This window comes from Methanoculleus sp. UBA208 (genome assembly GCF_002498065.1).
Taxonomy (GTDB): Archaea; Halobacteriota; Methanomicrobia; order Methanomicrobiales; family Methanoculleaceae; genus Methanoculleus.
Map to the genome: position 1 here is coordinate 1 of NZ_DAFZ01000015.1, position 20333 is coordinate 20333.

The following is a 20333-nucleotide window of genomic DNA, read 5'->3' on the forward strand; positions in this document are numbered from 1 at the left end:
CTACGAGAGCGCCCCGGCGCCGGCGTGAAAAACCCCTTAATTTTTGCCCTGCACCAGATTCCCCGAATGCCCAACATTTAAGTAGCGCCGCCGCCAATTCTCTGACGGTGAATTGCACTATGTGTGATTGTTTTATTTGTTGAACCGATTCGCTTTTTTGACACTACTTTACGGGACGGGGAACAGACACCGGGTGTCTCCCTGACGCCGGCCGAGAAACTCGAGATCGCAACGCACCTCGCCGACCTCGGGGTCCACGTGATCGAAGCAGGCTCGGCAGCCGCATCCGCGGGGGAACGCGAGTCCATCCGGGCCATCGCCGACGCCGGCCTTGCCGCCGAGTGCTGCACCTACGTCCGGGCTCTTCCCGGGGATATCGATCTTGCCGCCGACGCCGGCGCCGACTCCGTCCACCTCGTCGTCCCGGTGAGCGATCTCCACATCGGCAAGAAGCTCCGAAAGACCCGCGAACAGGTCTGCGAGATGGCCTGGAGCGCTATCGAGTACGCGAAGAGCCGCGGCCTCATCGTCGAACTCTCCGGGGAGGACGCATCCCGCGCCGACCAGGCGTTCCTTGCAGAGGTCTTCCGGGAAGGGGTCGAGCGGGGCGCAGACCGGCTCTGCTTCTGCGACACCGTCGGGCTCCTCACGCCTGAGCGGGCCGCCGGGATCATACCGCCGCTCCTCTTCGCCCCGCTCTCCATCCACTGCCACGACGACCTCGGGTTCGCGCTCGCAAACACCGTCGCCGCCCTCCGCGCCGGGGCGTCCTGCGCCCACGTCACCGTCAACGGCCTCGGAGAGCGGGCAGGAAACACAGGCCTTGAGGAACTGGTGATGGCGCTCGAGGTGCTCTACGGGGTCGATACCGGGATCGTGACCGAAGAACTCTACCCGCTCTCGACACACGTCGCCCGGCTGACCGGGGTGCCGCTCGCCACCAACAAACCCATCGTCGGCGAGATGGCCTTCACTCACGAGAGCGGCATCCACGCCCACGGGGTGATGCGGGACGCGAGCACCTACGAGCCGCTCCGGCCGGAACGGGTAGGAAGGAAGCGCCGCATCGTCCTCGGCAAGCACTCCGGGTCGGCGGCGGTCGAGGCCGCGCTCCGCGATATGGGGTATGCCCCGGACAGCGTGCAGCTCGCGGAGATCGTCGCCCGGATCAAACGCCTCGGGGATGCGGGCATGCGGACAACCGATGCCGACATCATGGCGATCGCCGATACCGTCATGGAGATCGAGTTTACGCCCTGCATCGAACTTCGCCAGTTCACCATTGTCTCCGGGAGCAACGCGATACCGACCGCCTCGGTGACGATGCTCGTCAACGGCGACGAGATCACCGGTGCCGCAGTCGGGACCGGGCCGGTGGACGCGGCGATCCGCGCGCTCCAAGAGTCGGTCGCAGACGTCGGCAGCGTAAGGCTCGATGAATACAGCGTTGACGCCATAACGGGCGGCACGGACGCCCTTGTTGACGTCTCGGTGAAACTCAGCAAAGACGGGAAGACCGTGACGTCACGGGGCGCGAGGACCGACATCATCATGGCAAGCGTCGAAGCAGTTATCGCAGGGATGAACAGATTACTCAGGGAAGAGCATGAAGACCGGAGCCAGGACTCTGATTGAAGCGCTGCAGCGTGAAGGGGTGGACACCATCTTCGGCTACCCCGGCGGCGTGGTGTTGCCGATCTACGATGAACTCTACGATTCGTCGATCCGGCACATACTGGTAAGGCATGAGCAGGCAGCGGCGCACGCGGCCGACGGTTACGCGCGCGCGAGCGGCCGCGTAGGGGTATGCCTTGCCACCTCCGGCCCCGGTGCGTGCAACCTGGTCACGGGGATTGCGACGGCGTATATGGATTCCATCCCCGTCGTGGCGCTCACCGGCCAGGTCCCGACCGCCCTTCTCGGGAACGACGCGTTCCAGGAGTCGGACATCACCGGGATCACGCTGCCGGTCACCAAGCACAATTACCTGGTCAAAGACGCCGCCGATATCGACCGCGTGGTCCGGGAGGCGTTCTACATCGCGCGGACAGGCCGTCCGGGCCCGGTACTGGTCGATCTGCCCAAAGATGTCAGCACGAGCGAGGTGAAGAGCACGAAGGCCGTCCCGGAGACGGTCTCCCTCCGGGGCTACCAGCCCACCTACGAGGGGCACGTCCGCCAGATTGATAAGGCGCTCGACCTGATCGCGGGGGCACAGCGGCCGCTCGTCTACGCCGGCGGCGGGGTGGTCCTCTCGGGAGCGTCGGCCGAACTCCTGGAGTTCGTGGAGACCGCCGCCGTCCCGGTGACGACGACCCTGATGGGGCTCGGCGCCGTCCCCGGCGACCACCCGCTCTGCCTCGGGATGCTCGGGATGCACGGCACCCAGTCCGCGAACTACGCGGTCACGGAGTGCGACCTCCTGATAGCCGTCGGTGTCCGGTTCGATGACCGGGTGACGGGGAAGATCGAGACGTTCGCGCCGAACGCCGCGGTCATCCATATCGATATCGACCCGGCGGAGATCGGGAAGAACAAGTTGGTCAACGTCCCCATCGTGGGCGACGTCAAAGCCGTGCTCCGGGCGCTCCTCCGGCGGATGCAGAAGCGCGGCGATACGGCGAACTGGGTTTCCCGGATCAACGCCTGGAAGACACAGTTCCCGCTCAGTTACCGCAACGACGGCCATCTCCGTCCGCAGTACGTCGTGGAGCAGCTCTCCGACATCCTGAAAGGCGAGGGGATCGTCGTGAGCGAGGTCGGCCAGAACCAGATGTGGACCGCGCTCTACTACTGCTTTAAGAAACCCCGGACCTGGATCACCTCCGGCGGCCTCGGGACGATGGGCTACGGGTTCCCGGCAGCCATCGGCGCCCATTACGCCCGGCCGGATATGCCGGTCGTCGACATCGCCGGCGACGGGAGTTTCCAGATGAACATCCAGGAGCTCGGGACGGTGGCGCAGTACGATATCCCCGTCAAGGTCGTGGTCTTGAACAACATGTACCTCGGGATGGTGCGCCAGTGGCAGGAACTCTTCTACGACCGGCGCTACTCCTACACGGAGCTGCCGCCGGTGGACTTCGTGAAGATCGCGAACGCCTACGGGATCGAGGGCATTACGGTCACGGAGAAGGACCGTGTCCGGGAGGCGCTCGAGACCGCGCTCGCCACCGACGGGCCGTTCGTCCTGGACTTCAGGGTCGAGCGGGAGGAGAACGTCTTCCCCATGGTCCCGGCCGGGGCTGCCATCAACGAGATGATCGGGGTGCGTCAGCAATGAAACCGCATACGCTGAGCGTTCTCGTGGAGAACCGGGCGGGTGTCTTGAGCCGGGTCGCCGGGATGTTCTCGCGGCGGGGGTTCAACATCGAGAGCCTCGCCGTCGGGACCTGCGAGGAGCCGAACATGAGCCGGATCACGATCGTGGTCAACGGCGACGACGGAATCGTCGAACAGGTGATGAAGCAGACCAACAAGCTCATCGACGTCATCAAGGTCTCGGACCTGACGGAGCGGGAGAGCGTGGAGCGGGAACTCGCCCTCATCAAGGTAACCGCCGAACCGGGCACCTCCCGTGCCGAGATCCTGCAGATCGCAGACATCTTCCGGGCGCAGGTCGTGGATGTCGGGGCAAAGGCGCTGGTGCTCCAGGTTGCCGGCGATACCAACAAGATCGACGCACTCGAGAAGCTCCTGCGCCAGTACGGCATCAAAGAACTCGTCCGCACGGGAAAAGTTGCTCTCCTCCGGGGAGCAAAGACCGTAAAAAGTTCCAAATAATTTTCTTTTTGGTGCGATACGTTCGTCACGCCATCGGGACGATCTCTCCGCCTCCCGGGCGATCGTGTTATATGTTAGCACGGCACACGCTAACACAGTATGCTCTTCGAATTGCCTCTTCATACGGGAATCGTTGTGGGCGGCGCCGTCGCCCTGGTCTTCGTGCTGCTCGCCCTCTGGGGGCTCCGGTTCAGGGAGGCCGTTTGAATGGCGGACGCCCTGACGCTCGTACTGATCGGGCTCTACTTCTTCGTGCTCATCGGCATCGGGAACTGGGCCTCGAAGAAGATCCATAACACCGAGGACTACATCCTCGCGGGCAGATCGCTCGGGTTCTGGGTCTTTACGATCCTGATCGTCTGCTCGATCTGCAGCGGGATGACCCTGCTCGGTGTGAGCGGCTTTGGGTATACCTCGGGCTGGCCCGGGATATGGGAGCAGATCTTCGTCCCGCTCGCGGCCGCGTTCTGCATCATCTTCTTCGGGGTAAAACTCCACTCCATCGGGAAGGAGCGGGGCTACCTGACCGTCCAGGACTACCTTGCCGACCGGTTCGAGAGCCCGCGGGCGCTCCGGGGCCTCTCCGCGGTCTCCGGGATCATCGTCTCGCTGATCTACCTTGTGGGGCAGTACGCCGCGATCAGCATCGTGCTCGTCTGGCTCTTTGCCATCCCGCACTGGCAGGCGCTGCTCATCGCCGGGGTCATCATCACCGCCTACACGGTCGTCGGAGGGCTCTATGCCGTATCCTGGACGACCCTCTTCCAGGGCGGCATCCTGATCTTCGGCGTGCTCCTGATGGCGCCGTTCGTCATCATGAGCGCCGGCGGCCTGGGTCACATCGATGCCGTGCTCGCCGGGATCGACCCGAACTTCGTCGAGCCCTGGTACCCGAGCCCGGCCTACGCTCCTTACGCCTACGCAACGCCTGAGTTCCTGGTTTCGTTCGGCATCCTCCTGATGGTCGGCCTCGCCTGTGCGCCGCACGTCATCAACAACGTCCTCGCTGCAAAAGAGGACCGCTACTTCAAGTGGGCGCCGCTCGTTGCGTTCGGGATCTACGCGGTCGTGATGTTCCTCGTGAAGTTCACGGGGTTTGCCGTGCGTTCGCTCGTCGAGGAGGGAAGGCTGGTGCTCCCGGACGCCGTGAACGCCCAGGACTTCGCGTTTATACTGGGCGTCGAGTATGCCATGCCGAACGTGGCGTTGTGGGCGCTCTTTGCCGTGATTGTCCTTGCTGCGGTGATGTCCACGACTGATCGGCTCATGCTCACCGTCGGCACCATGTTCGCGTGGGATATCTACAAAAACATCTTCCGCCCCTCGGCCTCCGATAAAGAGGTTCTTGTCGTCTCGAAGGTCGCGGTCGTCCTCGGGGCCGGCGGCACGCTCCTGCTCGCCATCAACCCGCCGCCGATGCTTGCGTGGCTGATCTGGATGGGTATCGGTGTCATGCTCGCGACATTCGCGGTTCCGCTGCTCGCCGGGCTCTACTGGCGCGGCGCCACCGGACAGGGAGCGATCGCGAGCATGGCGACCGGGCTCGTCGCGGCCGCAGTCTTCGGCTACTGGCACCAGTTCGTGGCAAAGCTCCCGGTACACTTCAGCCTCTACGCGCTCGTGCTCTCGGCCCTCGCCATGGTCGTCGTGAGCCTTCTCTCCGCCGGGAACTCCACCACCACGCTCGACGGCACCCGGACCGGCTGGTTCATCCAGTCGCCCCGCAGTTCTCCACGGCCGAGCAGCCCGGGAGATTCCTGGTTGGTCGATCAGGACTCGCCCCGCCAGCAGTGACGGCGGAGCGCTCCCGGTCTTCCCGGGCGCCGATTTTTCTTCTTCGTGCGAAATTGCATCACCGCCGCTTTTGTAGACCCGGGTCCCCCCAACCCTGCACGGTTCCGGATCTCCTCCACAAAGTCTATATCTGTATAACCATACACTTATGAAGTTCACATGGACGACTGTAACAGGTGCGATCCCTGCACCAGGCTCCGCGAGATTGTCCCGGAGATGGCAAGGGTCTTCAAAGCCCTCGGTGACACGAACCGGCTCCGGATAATCTATCTGCTCGCCACGGACACCACCGGGACGATGGGGGTCTCCGACCTGGCGGAACGACTCGGCATCTCGCAGCCGGCCGCCTCCCAGCACTTAAAGACGCTAAAAAATGAGGGTATCGTGACATCCCGGCGGGAGGGGTTCCGTGTCTACTTCTCGTTCAACCGCGACCGGCTGGTACAGTTCCAGGATTACTTCGACCTGATGGGCAGCGCCGTCATGGACCGGTGTGACCGGGAACTCGTCCGGAAAACGACACGGCAGACGGCGCTGAATGCCTGCGTCGTCTTCTACTCGTATACCGGGGTGACCCGGGAGGTCGCGGACCGGATCCGGAACGCCTGCGGATGCGATCTCGTCGAGGTGAAGACGGTGACCGAGTACTCGGCCTTCACGGCGTACACGACCGGCGTCCTGCACTCCCGGCGGGGGATCTGCGATCCGATCACGCCTGACGAGATCGATGTCTCGCGGTACGACCTGCTTGTTGTCGGCACGCCGGTCTGGGCCTGGAAACCCGCACCGGCAATCAACGCCGCCGTCAGGGCGCTCAAAGGCTGCGAGGGGAAGCGGGCCGTGATCTTCGTCACGAACCGCGGCCAGCCCGGCGAGGCCCTCCCGCTTCTTGAAGCGGCGCTCGCCGCACGGGGAGTCGAGGTCGTGGCAGCGGTCAGTCTCACGAAAGACGACCTGGCGACCCGTAAGGCGGAGAACGATCTCATCGAACGGATCGTCGAAGCATACCCGCTCGACAAAAACAACGTGATATCATGAAGACCATTATCTACTATTTTACCGGGACCGGCAACTCCCTTGCCGCCGCAAAGAAGATCGCTGCATCCCACGGGGAGACCGAAATTGTCCCGATAGCGGCGTTTAGGAATATTACGGACGAGATCAGCCCGGATGCCGGTAGGGCCGGGATCGTCTGCCCGGTCTACTTCGCCGGGCTCCCGGCGATGGTGGCGTCGTTCGCGGAGCGTCTCGACTTCGCTTCAGCGAACTATGTCTTCTCGGTCGTCACGCACGGGGGAGGCGGAGGCTCCGCCGCCCTCCGGCAGCTCGATGGAATCCTGAAAGACAAGGCCGGAAGGGGGCTCGATGCGGGGTTTGCGGTGAGTATGCCGGGCAACTACATCCTGACGTACGAGTCGCCCGCAGGGGAGAAGCGGGATCGCCTGCTTGCCGCGGCAGATGCGGACCTTGAGAGGATCGCAGGGCAGATCCGGCAGGAGACGAGGCTGAAACTCCCGAACTCGCCGGTCACGCGGATCGTCAAGGCCCTCACATACCCCCGGTTTCGCTCCCATGTCCACGGGGACGACCGCAAGTTCACGGTGACGGAAAAATGCACGTCGTGCGGCACCTGCGCGAGGCTTTGCCCGGCGGGCAACATCGAGATGGGCGGTGGAAGACCGGTCTGGAACCACCGGTGCGAACTTTGCTGCGGGTGCATCCACCTCTGCCCGGTCGAGGCTATCCAGGCCGGAAAGGGTACCGAAGGGAGGCAGCGCTACCGGAACCCGTCGGTCGGCATCGCCGAACTGGAGCGCCAGCGGGGAGCTGAGCCGTGAAGACCGTCATCTACTACTTCACCGGGACCGGCAACTCCCTTGCCGCGGCGAGAAGGATCGCCGGGGCTCTCGGGGAGACTGAACTTATTCCGATCGCATCGCTTGCGAACACCCCGGGCCCCGTTACCCCGGATGCCGACCGGGTCGGGATCGTCTGCCCGGTCTACGACTGCGGGGTGCCGGTCATGGTCGCCGAATTCGCCAGGAGGCTCGACCTCTCAGGGGTAGGGTACACGTTCGCGGTCGTCACGATGGCCGGGATGGGCGTCTCGGCACTCCACCAGCTGAACGGGATCGTCCGGGAACGGCGGGCGGGAGGGCTCGACGCCGCGTTTGCCGTCGGCATGCCCGGCAACTTCCCGCCGCTCGCGCGGCCGCCGGAAGGTGAGAGGTGCGATAAGATCCTCAGCAAGGCGGACAAACGGCTCGGCGAGATCGCGGAGGCGATCGGGAGCGGCCGTCCGGTCTCCCCGGGGTTCGCACCCCTCTCCGGGCTCGTGAAAGCCCTGACCTACGGGCCGTTCGTAAAGGGCGCTCACGATGCGGCCGACGTCTTCTCGGTCTCGGACGCCTGCACCGGCTGCGGCACCTGCGCGAGGGTCTGCCCGGCGGGCAACATCGATATGGTCGATGGAAGACCGGTCTGGGGGCGGCGGTGCGAACTCTGCTGTGCCTGCCTCCACTTCTGCCCGACAGAAGCGATCCAGCTCCACGTGATGCGGGGAACCGAAGGGCGGGGGCGCTACCGGCACCCGGATCTTGCGGTTGCGGATATGGAGGCGCAGCGTGGTGAGTGAGCCCCGCAAATGAGGTTTGAGCCATGGCAAACGAATCGAAGATCCGGCCGGCGTTGCGCCAGAGGGTACGGAAAGCGCTGCTCATCCTCTCGTTCGTACTGCTGCCGGTGACCTTCGTCTACATATCCTGCCCGATCATCACCGAGGGTGCGTCGCAGGGCATCGCTACCGGCGGCCTCTTCATGTTCACGTTTCTCTTCATCGGTTCGCTCTTCTTCGGGAGACTCTGGTGCGGCTACCTCTGCCCCGCGGGCGGCCTGCAGGAGATCTACTTCGGGCTCAACAGTACGCGGTTCAAGATCGAGTGGCTGAACTGGCTGAAGTATCCCATCTTTCTCGGGATTTATGGGTCCATCGCCGTCGCCATCTACTCCGCCGGGGGTCTTTCAACCATCGATCTCTTCTACCAGACCGGCAACGGGATCTCGATCGACCGGCCGGGCGCATACACCCTTCTCTACGCCCAGATCGCATTCATCACCGTATTCGCCCTTCTGGCCGGACGGCGGGGGTTCTGCCACAGTTTCTGCCCCATCGCGGTCATGCTGATCATCGGCCGGAAGGTCAGGAACCTCGTCGGCTGGCCGGCGCTTCGCCTCGCGGCCGACGCGGAACGCTGCGTGGATTGCGGGAGGTGCTCGGAGACCTGCCCCATGAGCCTCGACGTCCGCGGCATGGTCCGGGAGGGGCGGATGGAGGATGCGGAATGCATCCTCTGCGGCGGCTGCGTGGATACCTGCCCGCAGGACGCTGTTCGGTACGCGTGGAGGGGGAGGCCATGATCGTCGACACGATCTCTTCCGCCATCCGGAATGTCTCGTCGGGGAGAACGCTCATCGCATCGTTGGCCTTCTTCGCCGTCTCGGCGGTCCTGGTCAACGGGCGGCCGTTCGGCCTCGCACGGCTCGCGGAGATCACGGGCGGCGCAGGAATTCTCGACATGGAGTTCACCTACACGCCGGTGCAGGCGTACGCGATGCTTGCGGCGCTCGGGGATGCCGGTCGGGAGTTCTACCTGACGCGGATCGTGCCGCTCGATCTCGTCTTCCCGCTGGCGTATACGCTCTTTTTCGCCGTTACAATCACCTGGCTCCTCTCCCGCCGGCTGCCGGAGGGGAGTCCGTGGATGCGGTTAAACGTCGTCCCGCTCATCGCGGGCGCCGCCGACTACGGCGAGAACATCGGGGTCATCGCGCTGCTCCTCTCCTACCCGGCCGAACTCTACGGGGTTGCGGGGTTCACCGCCGTGATGTCGCCGATCAAGTACACGTTCATCGCGGTCAGCATGCTGATAGTTCTCGGCGCACTTGCCGGATGGGCGGTCAGCGGTCTACGGGGGCGGTGAGGCGTAACCCCTGCAGGTATTGCGATCGCCGGAGTCCGCTATCCTGTTAAACGAACGTCCGGATTCCCGCGCCAGCAGGGGCGTCCGCCATCAACGCAATGGGACAGAACCCGCACTCTGCGTTCCCTGCCCGGGAACTCCCGCTTTTTACTCCAATATGCGGCGTCTGCGGGGAAACGGATGGTCAACCATATATGGTTTCGGCATAAACAGTACGAACGTGAAATCGGCGGTACTGGGTGGCGGCCTTACCGGGATAACGCTGGCCCGCCTGCTCCACGAACAGGGCGACGACGTGACCGTTCTTGAACGGAACGAGAAGATCGGGGGGCTCTGCCGATCGAGGGCCGAAGCGGGTTTCACGTTCGATTCCGGGGGCTCGCACATCATCTTCTCCCGTGATACGGAAGTCCTCTCCTTCATGCTCTCGGTTCTCGGCGAAAACGTCGGCCGGCGAAAGCGGAACACGAAGATCCTCTACAAGGGCCGCTACGTCAAATACCCCTTCGAGAATGGCCTCTACCAGTTGCCCGACGAAGACCGTTTCTTCTGCATAAACGAGTTCGTGAAGAACCTCATCGCCGTCGAGAAAGGCGAGGTCCCGCCGCCGGAAAACTTTGCCGGGTGGATCACCTATACCTTCGGCCGGGGCATCGCCGAGTGCTACATGCTCCCCTACAACGAAAAGATCTGGAACTACCCGGCCGCCCGGATGTCGCACCACTGGGTCGAGGGGCGCATCCCCCGCCCGCCGGTAGAGGATATCATCCGGTCGGCCATCGGCATCGAGACCGAGGGCTACGTCCACCAGGCGGTCTTCTCCTACCCTGTGGCGGGCGGGATAGAGGCGCTGGTGCGGGCGATCGCGGAACCGGTCCTCCCCGCCGTCCGGACCGGTTTTTCCGTCGCCTCCGTCCGCGAGGAGGACGGGGGATTTGTTGTCAGCGACGGCCCCGCGACCGTCCGCGCGGATCGCGTCATCTCGACGATCCCGCTTCAGAACCTGCTCCCCTGCTTATCAGACGTCCCGGCCGACGTGCAGGCGGCGTGCGACGCCCTCCGGTACAACTCGCTCTGCTCGGTCTTCATCGGTTTATCCGGCGACGTTCCCGATATATCCTGGCTCTACGTCCCCGACCCCGCGACCGGCCTCTTCAACCGGATCTCGTTCCCCTCGAACTACAGCACGGAGGTCGCTCCTCCCGGCCACTCCTCGATCCTCGCCGAGATCACCTACAACGAAGGGGATGCGGTCTCCCGGATGACGGATGATGCGGTGATCGAGCATACTGTCAGTTCTCTCATCGCCGCGGGGATCGTCTCATCCCGGGACGAGGTCGTCTACACCGGCATCGCGCGGGAGAAGTTCGCCTACGTCGTCTACGACACCGAGTACCTCCGAAACATCGCAACCGTCCGGGAGTTCTGCCGGGAGCGGGGCATCGACCTCGTCGGGCGGTTTTCGCAGTTCGAATACCTCAATATGGATGGCTGCATCAGGAGCGCGATCGACTTCGTGAGGGTGAACGGATGAAGGTCAACATATTCGTCGAAGACTTCCGCTTTCTGCGCTACATCGGGTGCGCGACGGCGGCGAGGACGCTGTACAACCACCTCGCCCGGCTCCCCGATATGGAGGTCGCCCGCAACCTCTACCACGGCGACTTCGACCTTACCCACTACCATACCTTCGGGCCCTGGGCGATGTACCACCTGAAGTTCACCGAGGGCGCAAAGGTCCTGACCGCCCACTCGACACCCCGCCTGAACGAGGGGAACGTCGCCTTCTCGCAGAGGATAAACAAGGTCTACCCGAAGATCTACCGGCAGTTCGACCACATCATCACGATATCGGAGCCCTGCCACCGGGAGACCGAACAGCTCGTCCCCGATGTCCCGATGACCCTCATTCCGAACGGTATCGACCGTGAGTACTTCAAGCGCGATGGTAAGAAGCGCAAGTCGTTCCGCGACGAGTACGGGATCGACCCCGGCCGGAGGGTGGTGCTCTCCGTCGGCCAGCAGACCCCCCGGAAGGGCATCTACGATTTCTTCAAACTCGCAGAGCAGCACCTCGACATGACCTGGGTCTGGGTGGGCGGGTTCCCGTACGGGACGTTCTCGAAGGACTACGCGAAGATCCAGATGCTCAAGACCCAATGCCACGAGAACGTCATCTTCACCGGGGTCATCGACGATATCTCCCGGGCATACAGCGGGGCAGACGTCTTCTTCATGCCCTCCCATGCCGAGACGTTCGGCCTCGTGATCGTCGAGGCGCTCTCGGCGGGTCTCCCGGTCATCGCCCGGGACATCTTCGAGTTCCGGGAGATCTTCGGGGACTCGGTCCTCTTCTTCTCCGGGGTCGGCGAGGCAAGGGACCTCCTCGCCGACGAGGGAGTCCTGCAGCGCTGTGCCGCCCGCGCCCGCGCCTCGTCGGAGAAATACGACATCACGCTTATAGCAAAACGGCATCAACAACTATACCGGGAGTTGATCGAGGGATGATCTCCGTAGTCGTTCCGACATACAACGAAGAGCAGAACATCGAGCGCTGCCTGCGGTCTCTCGCCGACCAGACGGTGCCGAGGGAGACTTACGAGATCATCGTCGTCGACGGAGACTCAAAGGACCGGACCCGGGAGCTGGCCGAACCCCTTGCCGATCAGGTCTTTATCCAGACGAGCAAGCGGGTCGGCGGAGCGCGAAACGACGGGGCGATGGCCGCCTCGGGCGAGATCGTCGCCACGACGGACGCCGACTGCATCCTCCCCCGGGACTGGGTGGAGCGGATCGGGAGAAACTTCGCGGAGAGGGATATCGTGCAGATCTACGGCACGGTCTACCCGATCGAGGGCGGTTTACGGAACCGGCTCTCTCTTCTCGGCGCAAACACCTTCTCGCGCCTGGGCTACCACACCCGGACGATCTACTTCACGCTCGGGTGCAACACGGCGTTCGACCGCGATGCGTTCGTCCGGGCGGGGATGTACCGCTGCATCGATGCCGGGGACGACCTGGAGATAGCCCAGCGGATGCGCAAGCTCGGGAAGGTCTACCTCGATCCCCGTCTGAAGGTCGGGTTCTCGATGCGGCGCTACCAGCAGTTCGGGACGCTCAAGTCCATCTGGGAGTGGCTGTATATCGTTCTTTCCGGCGGCGAGGCCGGTAACGCCACCTACACGCAGCGGGAGTATAAGTAACTCCATGAAGAAGACCGCATCCATCCCCGAGATCTATGCCGCGGCGGTGCACCGATCCGATACCTGCGAGTTCGCACGCCTGCTCGGCATGGAGGTCACGGAGATCGAGGGCGGCTGCGTCAGGGTGGCCATGCGGACCGAGGGCATGAAGAACGCCCACGGGACGGTTCACGGGGGCGCGATCTTCGCCATCGCGGACCACGCCTTCGGCATCGCCGCAAACATGGACGGGATCGACCAGATAGCAATCTCAGCCCACATCCGCTACTTCTCCGTGCCGGCGGCGGACACGCTCGAGGCGGTCGCCCGCAGGGTCTCGGAGACGGAGAAGACATCGGTCTATGCCGTCGACGTCTACTCGGGCGACCGCCTGGTCGCAACGTTTGAGGGCGTCGGGTTCAAGATTGGGGGGACGGCGAAGCGGGAGTGAAAAGGGTTTTCATTGCCGGCAGAGGCGCGAGCTCTTATTTTCTGCGGTTCTGTCATTCGAAATCTGAGGGGTTCTTGACCATTTGTCCCTCTGTCGTTGTTATCCACGATTATTGGAACTGGATGAGCGAGAGCAAGCCCAAGAAAGTGGACCGTGGGGATATCGCGTCTGGGGGAGGGGCTGACGGGGAGGGGGGAGCATCCCCCCTCCCCTGTTTCTATCCCTAAGGAGGCGTAACCCCCACCTCACCCGGCCTCCGGCCTCCTCATTCGCACCTCGCACCTGCGGTGCTCGAACTCCGTTCCTGATGGAACATCGTTCTTCGGTGCTCATGCTCCGCTCTTTCAGAGCATCGCACCCCACACCTCGGGGCGGAGGCAGTGCGTGGCGATAAGCGACTGGCTGAAGGGCAGGAGCTCGAGCACCGCAGGTGCGTAGTCCACTGGAAAGCCGTGTACGGGGTCGCAAGAATCTAAACGGACGGATTTCTAATGACAATTGTTGCAGGGCCCGACGCCTCATAAGAACGGGGAGTAAGGTATTCAACATCGCCAACCGCAGCCTGGATATCCCGCTCTCCTACCACACCCTGCACTGCCCGCCCCCGCGCTTCGCGAAGTACTGCTGGTGATACTCCTCGGCCCGCCAGAACGTCCCCGCGGGCTCGATCGCGGTGACGATGGGGCGCCTGAACCTGCCCGAACGCTCCATCTCCTCCTTTGAGGCCCGGGCCTCCCCCTCCTGCTCCGGGGTGTGGTAGAAGATCACCGACCTGTACTGCGTCCCGATATCGGGCCCCTGCCGGTTGGGCGTGGTCGGGTCGTGGGCGTTCCAGAAAGTGTCGAGGAGCTCCCGGTACGAGACGGTATCGGGATCGTAGGTCACCTGCACGACCTCGGCGTGCCCGGTCCTTCCGGTGCAGACCTCGGGGTAGGACGGGTTCTCGGTGGTGCCCCCCATGAACCCCACCGCCGTATCCACGACGCCCGGCACGCGCCGGAACGTCTCCTCGACGCCCCAGAAACATCCCGCGCCGAAGGTGGCGCGCTCGAGGCTCTTCTCCGGTGCCATGACAGTCACGCCTCTTGACGGGTCCGTGGAAAAAGGTATCGACGCCTTTTGGGCATACCCTTATCCCCGGCCGGTGCCACGTACTCACATGGCCTTTGAATCAGACGCCGTAGAGATGGTCGCCCGGCTGATGGCGCTCTCGGCGCGCACCGCCCCGAAGGCACGGGGCATAGACGTCATCAAGACGATGATCGTCACCGGAGAGGAGAAGACGGCACTCGCGGAGGCAATGCGGGAGTACGGCGAGAAGCACGACGTGGGGTTCTTCATCAGGGACGCGGGCAACGTTGCGGCAAGCGACGCCTGCCTCCTCATCGGTTCGCTGCTCGCCGACGCCGTGGGCCTCGACTGCGGCGGGTGCGGGTATGCCACCTGTGCGGAGATGCTCGACGCCCAGCGCGAGATAAACCCGCCGGTCACCCCGTTCCGGGGGCCGAACTGCGTTGTCAGGATGGCGGATCTCGGGATCGCGGTCGGTTCCGCGGCAAAGACCGCGAGCATCCACAACGTCGACAACCGGGTCATGTACTCGGCCGGTGTCGGTGCGCTCTCGCTCGGGTGGCTGGAAGGATGCGGCGTCGCCTACGGGATCCCGCTCCGGGCATCGGGAAAGGATATCTTCTTTGACCGTACACGCTAACCGGGTAACAGCATGCCTATTATGAAGATCCGGGGCGGGGATCTTGACCTCGTCGAGTACGAGTTCTCCTCCTTCTCCCCCGGCGAGAATATCCGGCCGTGCGATCTTAAGAAGGAGTACCGGCTTGCACCGGTCTCCGGAACCGTCGTCGTCCGCGCCCCGGCGAGGATTCACCTCACCGTGCTCGACATGAACCGGTTCGCCCCGGACCGTCCCGGCGGGGGCGGGATCGGGTTTGCCATCGGGGTCTACTGCACCGCCGAGGTCGAGTGCACGGATTCAGGGATCGAGATCGATTACACCCGCGAGCCGATCCTCCGGCACTTCGCGGAGGCCTTCAGGCAGGTCGTCGGTTATGCGGGTGGCTTTCGGATCCGCGCCCGCGACCACCAGTACGAGCACGTCGGGCTCGGGTCGACGAGCACCATCCTGATCGCGGTCGCAAACGCCCTCAACACCGCGGTGGGCTCGCCGCTGACGAGCGACCAGCTCCGCCTCCTCCTCGGCTGCAACTTCGTCGAGGAGACGGAGGCCGGGAGCGTCGCGTTCGGGTTCGAGACCGGTGTCGGCCCCGCAGCGAGCACCCACGGCGGCATGGTGGTGATGGGCGACGAGCTGGCGCTCATCTACCGGCACGCCTTTGGGATGGGCAAAAAAGTCTACATCGCCATCCCGTCCTCGGACATCTCTTCGGCGGGGGAGAAGGAGTTCGACCTCCTGATGAACAAGGCCCGGACGCTCGATTACCGCGACCGCGAGCTGAAGTCCTACCTCGTCCTGATGGACCTCATCCCGGCGCTGGAGCACGGGGACCTCCGGAAAGCCGGCGACGTCATCTGGGAGATCGAGTTCCGGGGCTCGAAACGCGCCGAGGTGGAGCATCACGGATTCGAGATCTACCGCTACATGGCGGCGCTCCGCGATGCGGGCCTCGAGTTCGTCGGGATGAGTTCGGTCGGCCCGTCGATCGCGGTCATCACGGACCTCCCGGAGGAGGAGGTGGAAGCGATCCTCACGTCGGCGGGCCTCCGGGTCGCCATCGCGACCGAGGTGGACAACGAGGGGCTGAAGATCCAGGAGAGGGCGTGAGGCCGCCCTGGCCTCAAAAATCTCATTCTAAATTCGGGTTACAGGTATCTCCCAAAAAGTGACTCGTTTTAACCGGCAGGCATTTTCCATCAACATCGTCTATACCGCTCCCCATGCTACGGCCTGGAGAGGGTAAAAAGGGTTGAATTAGGGCAGAATCGTGAAAGATATCTCCTTACTGAATGCGAAAGAATTAACGGGAAAGGTAGTAGAAGCCCAAACGTTCCACGTCCCCACGCCCAGGTACGCTGTATCGATAGTAGCCGTGTAGCGGTTGTTGATTACATAAGTAGAGATCGGCACAACAGGGTTTTGGGGATTTTCAAAGTTAAGATCTATCGTTGTTCCATCAGGGATATTCTTCGTTCTTCCAGAGATCACAAGGTCCTCCGCGGCATGACATTCGCCCTTTATTTTGTCGATCTTTACATCGCACTTCTTTGCGGGCTGTGCTGCCAGGCAGGGCGTGACCAGCAGCAGAGCAGCACATATGCACACGATCCCCATGAGTAGGATCTGTTTCCTCAATCCATCGTCCTCCTGCCCCGTAAGGTATACCCCTGTACACCACCGGGATATAATGTTTATTGACAAACGGTAAGCCTGTTTTGAGCCAACGGAACGCCCGGCAACAATTTTTAATTGGCATGGTAGAAAGCATACGGATAAGATTACGGTATGCTCCGGCGTTCCAACTGTTATGCTTGTTCAGCGTAAACGGCTTCCCGCTTTTCGCATTCTGCTTCATATGGTGCAGTGCCCTTTTTGAGAACCCCGTCTTCTTCCACTCGGCGTATGGTATCATATCTTCCGGCGCATCCTGCCGGTAGATCCAGCAGGGGGGCTTGAAATGTCGGGTTTCGGCTTCTTCCCGGCGAGGTGGCGCGTCAACTCTCTGGTCTTGAGGAAGATGGCATAACTTCCTGATACTGCATAAAACGAAAGCCCTCGTAGCCAGGGCCGTTCCCGCCCGACCCCCCGGGTTCGACACAAACCGCTAGTGTGTACCGTATTCGTGGCGGGAAAAATAGCGTTATAGTGACCGACTCAGAAGTCGGTCATTATTCTGAACTGGTCGATCTCTTCGGTGCTCAGCTCTTCCAGGAACTCTTCGGCCGCGTGCTGGATATTCTTGCTCGCGGTGATGGCCCGGCCGACGACCAGGATGTCGGCGCCCGCCTTGAGTGCGTCCTTCACGACGTCCTGCCGGATGCCGCCTGCCGTTGCGACCAGCAGCCGCTCGCCGCCCGCCTTCTTGATCGCGGGGATGTCGCCCCAGGCGTACGCGGTCTCCTCGACGTCGATGCCCCGGTGCAGTTCCACGACGTCCGGCTTCACCTTCAGCTGCTTGACGACGGCGACGGGGTCTTTGACGTTGAGCATGTCCACCACGGTGTAGATGCCGGTCTTCCGGGTGTCCTCGATCGCCTTCTCGATGGTGGAGATGGGCGCAAGGCCGGAGATCACGACGGCGTCCGCGCCGGCATCGGCGGTCATCCGTGCCTCGAGGTTGCCCGTGTCGAGCGTTTTGAGGTCGGCAACAATGAACGCGTTCGGGCGGAGCTCGCGGATCTCGGAGATGATCGAGAGGCCGAACTTCTTGATCAGGGGTGTGCCCGCCTCGATGATCAGGTGGTCGTTCTGGGGCAGCTGTTCGAGGACCCTCCGCATCTGGTTCCTGTCGACAAGGTCCATCGCGACCTGGAGGTATGGCGGGTCCCAGAGGCGCTGGACCTTGAATCCCATGACCGCGTGGGCCGCCCGGTCCTTCTCGTGCAGGAGCGTCTCGACGTCGGGGAACCGGTCGAGAGCCCGGCGGAGCGCGAGTTTCATTGCGCCGTAGTTGAACCGGTAGATCTTGTTGTAGTCTTCGGCGGTCGGGTGCACGAAGACGCTCGCCATGATGACGGTGTCTTCGATGTCGACCCCCTCAAAGACGCCCTCCTCGACCGAGTCGGCGACGGCTTTCGCCACCGCGGCCTGGACGGGCCCGAACATCTGGTTCACCTGGTACTCTTTCTTTAACGTGACCTTCGGGATGATGAGCGTCGAGGGCTTCGCCGGCAGGTTCGGCCTGACGACCGCGAGGAGCGGCGTGTGCCCCTTCGAGAGCTGCGAGATGGAGTTCGCAAACGCCTGTCCTACCGCGCCCTCTTTGTTTCCCATTATCAGATCTATGTGCGCAAGTTCTGCGCCGTCTCCAACCAATGCTTCACCGATGAGATACATATGGATGCCCTCAGATAGTGCTGAAATATTGGTGAAACAGGTATTAAAGACCTCCCGGTTCGAGCGATACCATTATGCTCGGGACATCCGGTTTGAGAGAAAGCATATTCTGCCCCCGTGGTCGGGTGCGCACGTCTCCACGGCGGCTCTCGCGTGCAGAGGTTCCTGCCCGTACCCCGGCGGCCGCCGGAAAGAGGACGTAAATAGCCACAGATACCCCGGGGTATCGGATAAGAGTGATAAGAATGTGGGGTCGGTGAGATTTGAACTCACGATCGACGGGTCTCTCCGAACATGCATCAGTGCTCCAACGGGTCATCATCTCTTGATCAGGAGACCCATTGTTCATCACGTGCAAAGACCGCTGGAGCCCGTCGCCATTCCGGACTAGGCCACGACCCCCCGTCCTCTATATCTTTGACGGCCATGCAGTATAAGGATTGCGCCGGAAAAAACCAGTAATCATATAACCGTACCGGCACCCATTTATATAGAATGGTTGAGGGCAGTTACGCGTGTGGGAACTCGCAGATACCCCTGCTCGGCATCACCATCGGTGAAATGCTGAACCGAATCGCAGCGGCGCACCCGGACAGCGACGCACTCGTCTCCGTTCACCAGAATATCCGGTGGACCTATGCAGAGTTTCTCGAGCGCGTCGATACCCTTGCGCGCGCCCTCATGGCGCTCGACGTGGAGCGCGGGGACCGGGTCGCCATATGGGCGCTGAACTACGCGGAATGGGTGCTCGTCCAGTTCGCCACGGCAAAGATCGGGGCCATCATGGTGAACATCAACCCGGCATACCGGACCTACGAGTTCGAGTACGCCATGAAGCAGTCCGAGGTGCAGACGCTCTTCATCCAGGGGCGGTTCAAGACCTCCGACTACGTCGGGATGTTCTACGAGTCCTGCCCGGAGGCGTTCGAGGCGAAGCCCGGCCGGATCAACAGCGACAAGTTCCCGTTCCTGAAAAACGTCATCTTCCTCGGCGATATCCCCTACAACGGGATGTACACCTGGGACGACCTCCACGAGAAGGCCGACCTCATCACCCCCGGCGAGCTCCGGGAGCGGGAGGAGTCGCTCGACTTCGACGACGCGGTCAACATCCAGTACACCAGCGGGACGACCGGGTTCCCGAAGGGCGTCGTCCTGACGCATCACAATATCCTGAACAACGGCTTCATCATCGGCGAGGGGATGAAGTTCACCCACGAGGACCGGCTCTGCATCCCGGTGCCGTTCTACCACTGTTTCGGCATGGTCCTCTCGAACATGGCGAGCGTCACCCACGGCGCCGCGATGGTGCTCCCCGCGCCGGTCTTCAGCCCCGAAGCGGTCCTCAAGGCCGTGCAGGACGAGAAGTGCACGGCGGTCCATGGGGTGCCGACGATGTTCATCGCCGAGCTTTCCCACCCGGACTTCCCGAAGTACCGGCTTGACTCGCTCCGCACCGGGATCATGGCCGGGTCGCCCTGCCCGACCGAGGTGATGCGGGAGGTCAACAAAAAGATGCACATGTCCGAGATCGTGATCGTCTACGGGCAGACGGAGACCTCGCCCGGCGTCACGATGACGACGACCGCCGACCCCCTGGACCGGCGCGTCTCGACGGTGGGAAAACCCTTCCCCCACACCGAGATCAAGATCATCGACCCCTACACGAAGAAGATCCTCCCCCGGGGGGAGACCGGCGAGATCTGCGCCCGGGGCTACTGCGTGATGCGGTGCTACTACAACAACCCGAACGCCACCCGGGCGGCGATCGACGAGCACGGCTGGAACCATACCGGCGACCTCGGGACGATGGACGAGGAGGACTACGTCAAGATCGTCGGGCGCCTGAAGGATATGGTGATCCGCGGCGGGGAGAACATCTACCCGCGCGAGATCGAGGAGTTCCTCCATAATCATCCGAGGATCGCCGACGCCTACGTGATCGGGGTGCCGGACCAGAAGTACGGCGAGGAGCTGATGGCCTGGATCAAGCCCGACAACGGCGCGGTCCTGACGGAGGACGAGGTGAAGGAGTTCTGCCGCGGCAGGATTGCGCACTTCAAGATACCGCGCTACGTCAAGTTCGTCGACGATTTCCCGATGACGGTCTCGGG

Annotated in this window: 19 protein-coding genes and 1 tRNA gene; 16 read left to right on the forward strand and 4 right to left on the reverse strand. The window is 62.9% G+C overall.

Annotation, left to right across the window (positions count from 1 at the left end):
* Positions 1 to 123: 123 nt before the first annotated feature.
* The 13 genes from BRA62_RS01075 (at position 124) to BRA62_RS01135 (ending at position 13190) form a co-directional block, all read left to right on the forward strand.
* Positions 124 to 1635, forward strand: a complete 1512-nt coding sequence (locus BRA62_RS01075; protein ID WP_292364211.1) for a 2-isopropylmalate synthase — start codon at positions 124 to 126, stop codon at positions 1633 to 1635.
* Entirely contained in the window at positions 1607 to 3283 is a 1677-nt protein-coding gene (ilvB, locus tag BRA62_RS01080; protein WP_292364212.1) for a biosynthetic-type acetolactate synthase large subunit, read from the forward strand. Before BRA62_RS01075 ends, ilvB begins: the two co-directional genes overlap by 29 nt.
* Positions 3280 to 3783, forward strand: coding sequence for an acetolactate synthase small subunit (gene ilvN / locus BRA62_RS01085; RefSeq protein ID WP_292364213.1), 504 nt, complete (start codon positions 3280 to 3282; stop codon positions 3781 to 3783). The genes ilvB and ilvN overlap by 4 nt, the downstream gene beginning before the upstream one ends.
* Positions 3784 to 3990: 207 nt before the next feature.
* On the forward strand, positions 3991 to 5577 hold the full coding sequence (locus tag BRA62_RS01090; protein WP_292364215.1) for a sodium:solute symporter family protein: 1587 nt from the start codon (positions 3991 to 3993) through the stop codon (positions 5575 to 5577).
* Positions 5578 to 5736: 159 nt separating this feature from the next.
* Positions 5737 to 6615 (forward strand): metalloregulator ArsR/SmtB family transcription factor, encoded by an 879-nt coding sequence (locus BRA62_RS01095; RefSeq protein WP_292364216.1) that lies wholly within the window; start codon positions 5737 to 5739, stop codon positions 6613 to 6615.
* A complete protein-coding gene (locus BRA62_RS01100) occupies positions 6612 to 7415 on the forward strand; it encodes an EFR1 family ferrodoxin (RefSeq protein ID WP_292364217.1) in 804 nt (267 codons plus the stop codon). Before BRA62_RS01095 ends, BRA62_RS01100 begins: the two co-directional genes overlap by 4 nt.
* Entirely contained in the window at positions 7412 to 8212 is an 801-nt protein-coding gene (locus BRA62_RS01105; RefSeq protein ID WP_292364218.1) for an EFR1 family ferrodoxin, read from the forward strand. The genes BRA62_RS01100 and BRA62_RS01105 overlap by 4 nt, the downstream gene beginning before the upstream one ends.
* Before the next feature lie 23 nt (positions 8213 to 8235).
* Complete coding sequence (locus BRA62_RS01110) at positions 8236 to 8994, forward strand: 4Fe-4S binding protein (protein ID WP_292364220.1); 759 nt, start codon at positions 8236 to 8238, stop codon at positions 8992 to 8994.
* Positions 8991 to 9557 (forward strand): hypothetical protein, encoded by a 567-nt coding sequence (locus BRA62_RS01115; RefSeq protein WP_292364221.1) that lies wholly within the window; start codon positions 8991 to 8993, stop codon positions 9555 to 9557. Before BRA62_RS01110 ends, BRA62_RS01115 begins: the two co-directional genes overlap by 4 nt.
* A 220-nt stretch (positions 9558 to 9777) precedes the next feature.
* Positions 9778 to 11091, forward strand: coding sequence for a protoporphyrinogen/coproporphyrinogen oxidase (locus tag BRA62_RS01120; protein WP_292364222.1), 1314 nt, complete (start codon positions 9778 to 9780; stop codon positions 11089 to 11091).
* The gene (locus BRA62_RS01125; protein ID WP_292364223.1) at positions 11088 to 12065 is read left to right on the forward strand and encodes a glycosyltransferase family 4 protein; all 978 of its coding nucleotides are present in this window, start codon (positions 11088 to 11090) and stop codon (positions 12063 to 12065) included. Before BRA62_RS01120 ends, BRA62_RS01125 begins: the two co-directional genes overlap by 4 nt.
* Positions 12062 to 12760 (forward strand): glycosyltransferase, encoded by a 699-nt coding sequence (locus BRA62_RS01130; RefSeq protein WP_292364224.1) that lies wholly within the window; start codon positions 12062 to 12064, stop codon positions 12758 to 12760. Before BRA62_RS01125 ends, BRA62_RS01130 begins: the two co-directional genes overlap by 4 nt.
* 4 nt (positions 12761 to 12764) lie before the next feature.
* Positions 12765 to 13190, forward strand: a complete 426-nt coding sequence (locus BRA62_RS01135; protein ID WP_292364225.1) for a PaaI family thioesterase — start codon at positions 12765 to 12767, stop codon at positions 13188 to 13190.
* A gap of 579 nt (positions 13191 to 13769) precedes the next feature.
* Here BRA62_RS01135 and msrA read toward each other — a convergent pair.
* Entirely contained in the window at positions 13770 to 14261 is a 492-nt protein-coding gene (gene msrA / locus BRA62_RS01140; RefSeq protein ID WP_292364226.1) for a peptide-methionine (S)-S-oxide reductase MsrA, read from the reverse strand.
* 88 nt (positions 14262 to 14349) lie between these two features.
* Here msrA and BRA62_RS01145 point away from each other — a divergent pair, with 88 nt between their 5' ends.
* Together BRA62_RS01145 and BRA62_RS01150 are read left to right on the forward strand one after the other, a co-directional pair.
* Positions 14350 to 14901 carry a ferredoxin domain-containing protein gene (locus BRA62_RS01145; RefSeq protein WP_292364227.1) on the forward strand — a complete coding sequence of 184 codons (552 nt, stop codon included), beginning with the start codon at positions 14350 to 14352 and terminating at the stop codon, positions 14899 to 14901.
* 12 nt (positions 14902 to 14913) lie between these two features.
* Complete coding sequence (locus BRA62_RS01150) at positions 14914 to 15990, forward strand: GHMP kinase (RefSeq protein WP_292364228.1); 1077 nt, start codon at positions 14914 to 14916, stop codon at positions 15988 to 15990.
* 147 nt (positions 15991 to 16137) lie between these two features.
* Here BRA62_RS01150 and BRA62_RS01155 read toward each other — a convergent pair whose 3' ends face one another.
* The 3 genes from BRA62_RS01155 to BRA62_RS01165 all read right to left on the reverse strand — a co-directional run bounded on the left by BRA62_RS01155 (position 16138) and on the right by BRA62_RS01165 (position 18621).
* A complete protein-coding gene (locus tag BRA62_RS01155) occupies positions 16138 to 16518 on the reverse strand; it encodes a hypothetical protein (protein ID WP_292364229.1) in 381 nt (126 codons plus the stop codon).
* A gap of 519 nt (positions 16519 to 17037) precedes the next feature.
* Complete coding sequence (locus BRA62_RS01160) at positions 17038 to 18219, reverse strand: bifunctional 5,6,7,8-tetrahydromethanopterin hydro-lyase/3-hexulose-6-phosphate synthase (protein ID WP_292364230.1); 1182 nt, start codon at positions 18217 to 18219, stop codon at positions 17038 to 17040.
* 248 nt (positions 18220 to 18467) lie between these two features.
* Positions 18468 to 18621: transfer RNA gene (locus BRA62_RS01165), tRNA-Trp, on the reverse strand.
* Positions 18622 to 18714: 93 nt separating this feature from the next.
* Between BRA62_RS01165 and BRA62_RS01170 the strand changes: the two genes are divergently transcribed.
* A partial coding sequence (locus BRA62_RS01170) for an AMP-binding protein (RefSeq protein WP_292364231.1) occupies positions 18715 to 20333 on the forward strand: 1619 nt, incomplete at its 3' end.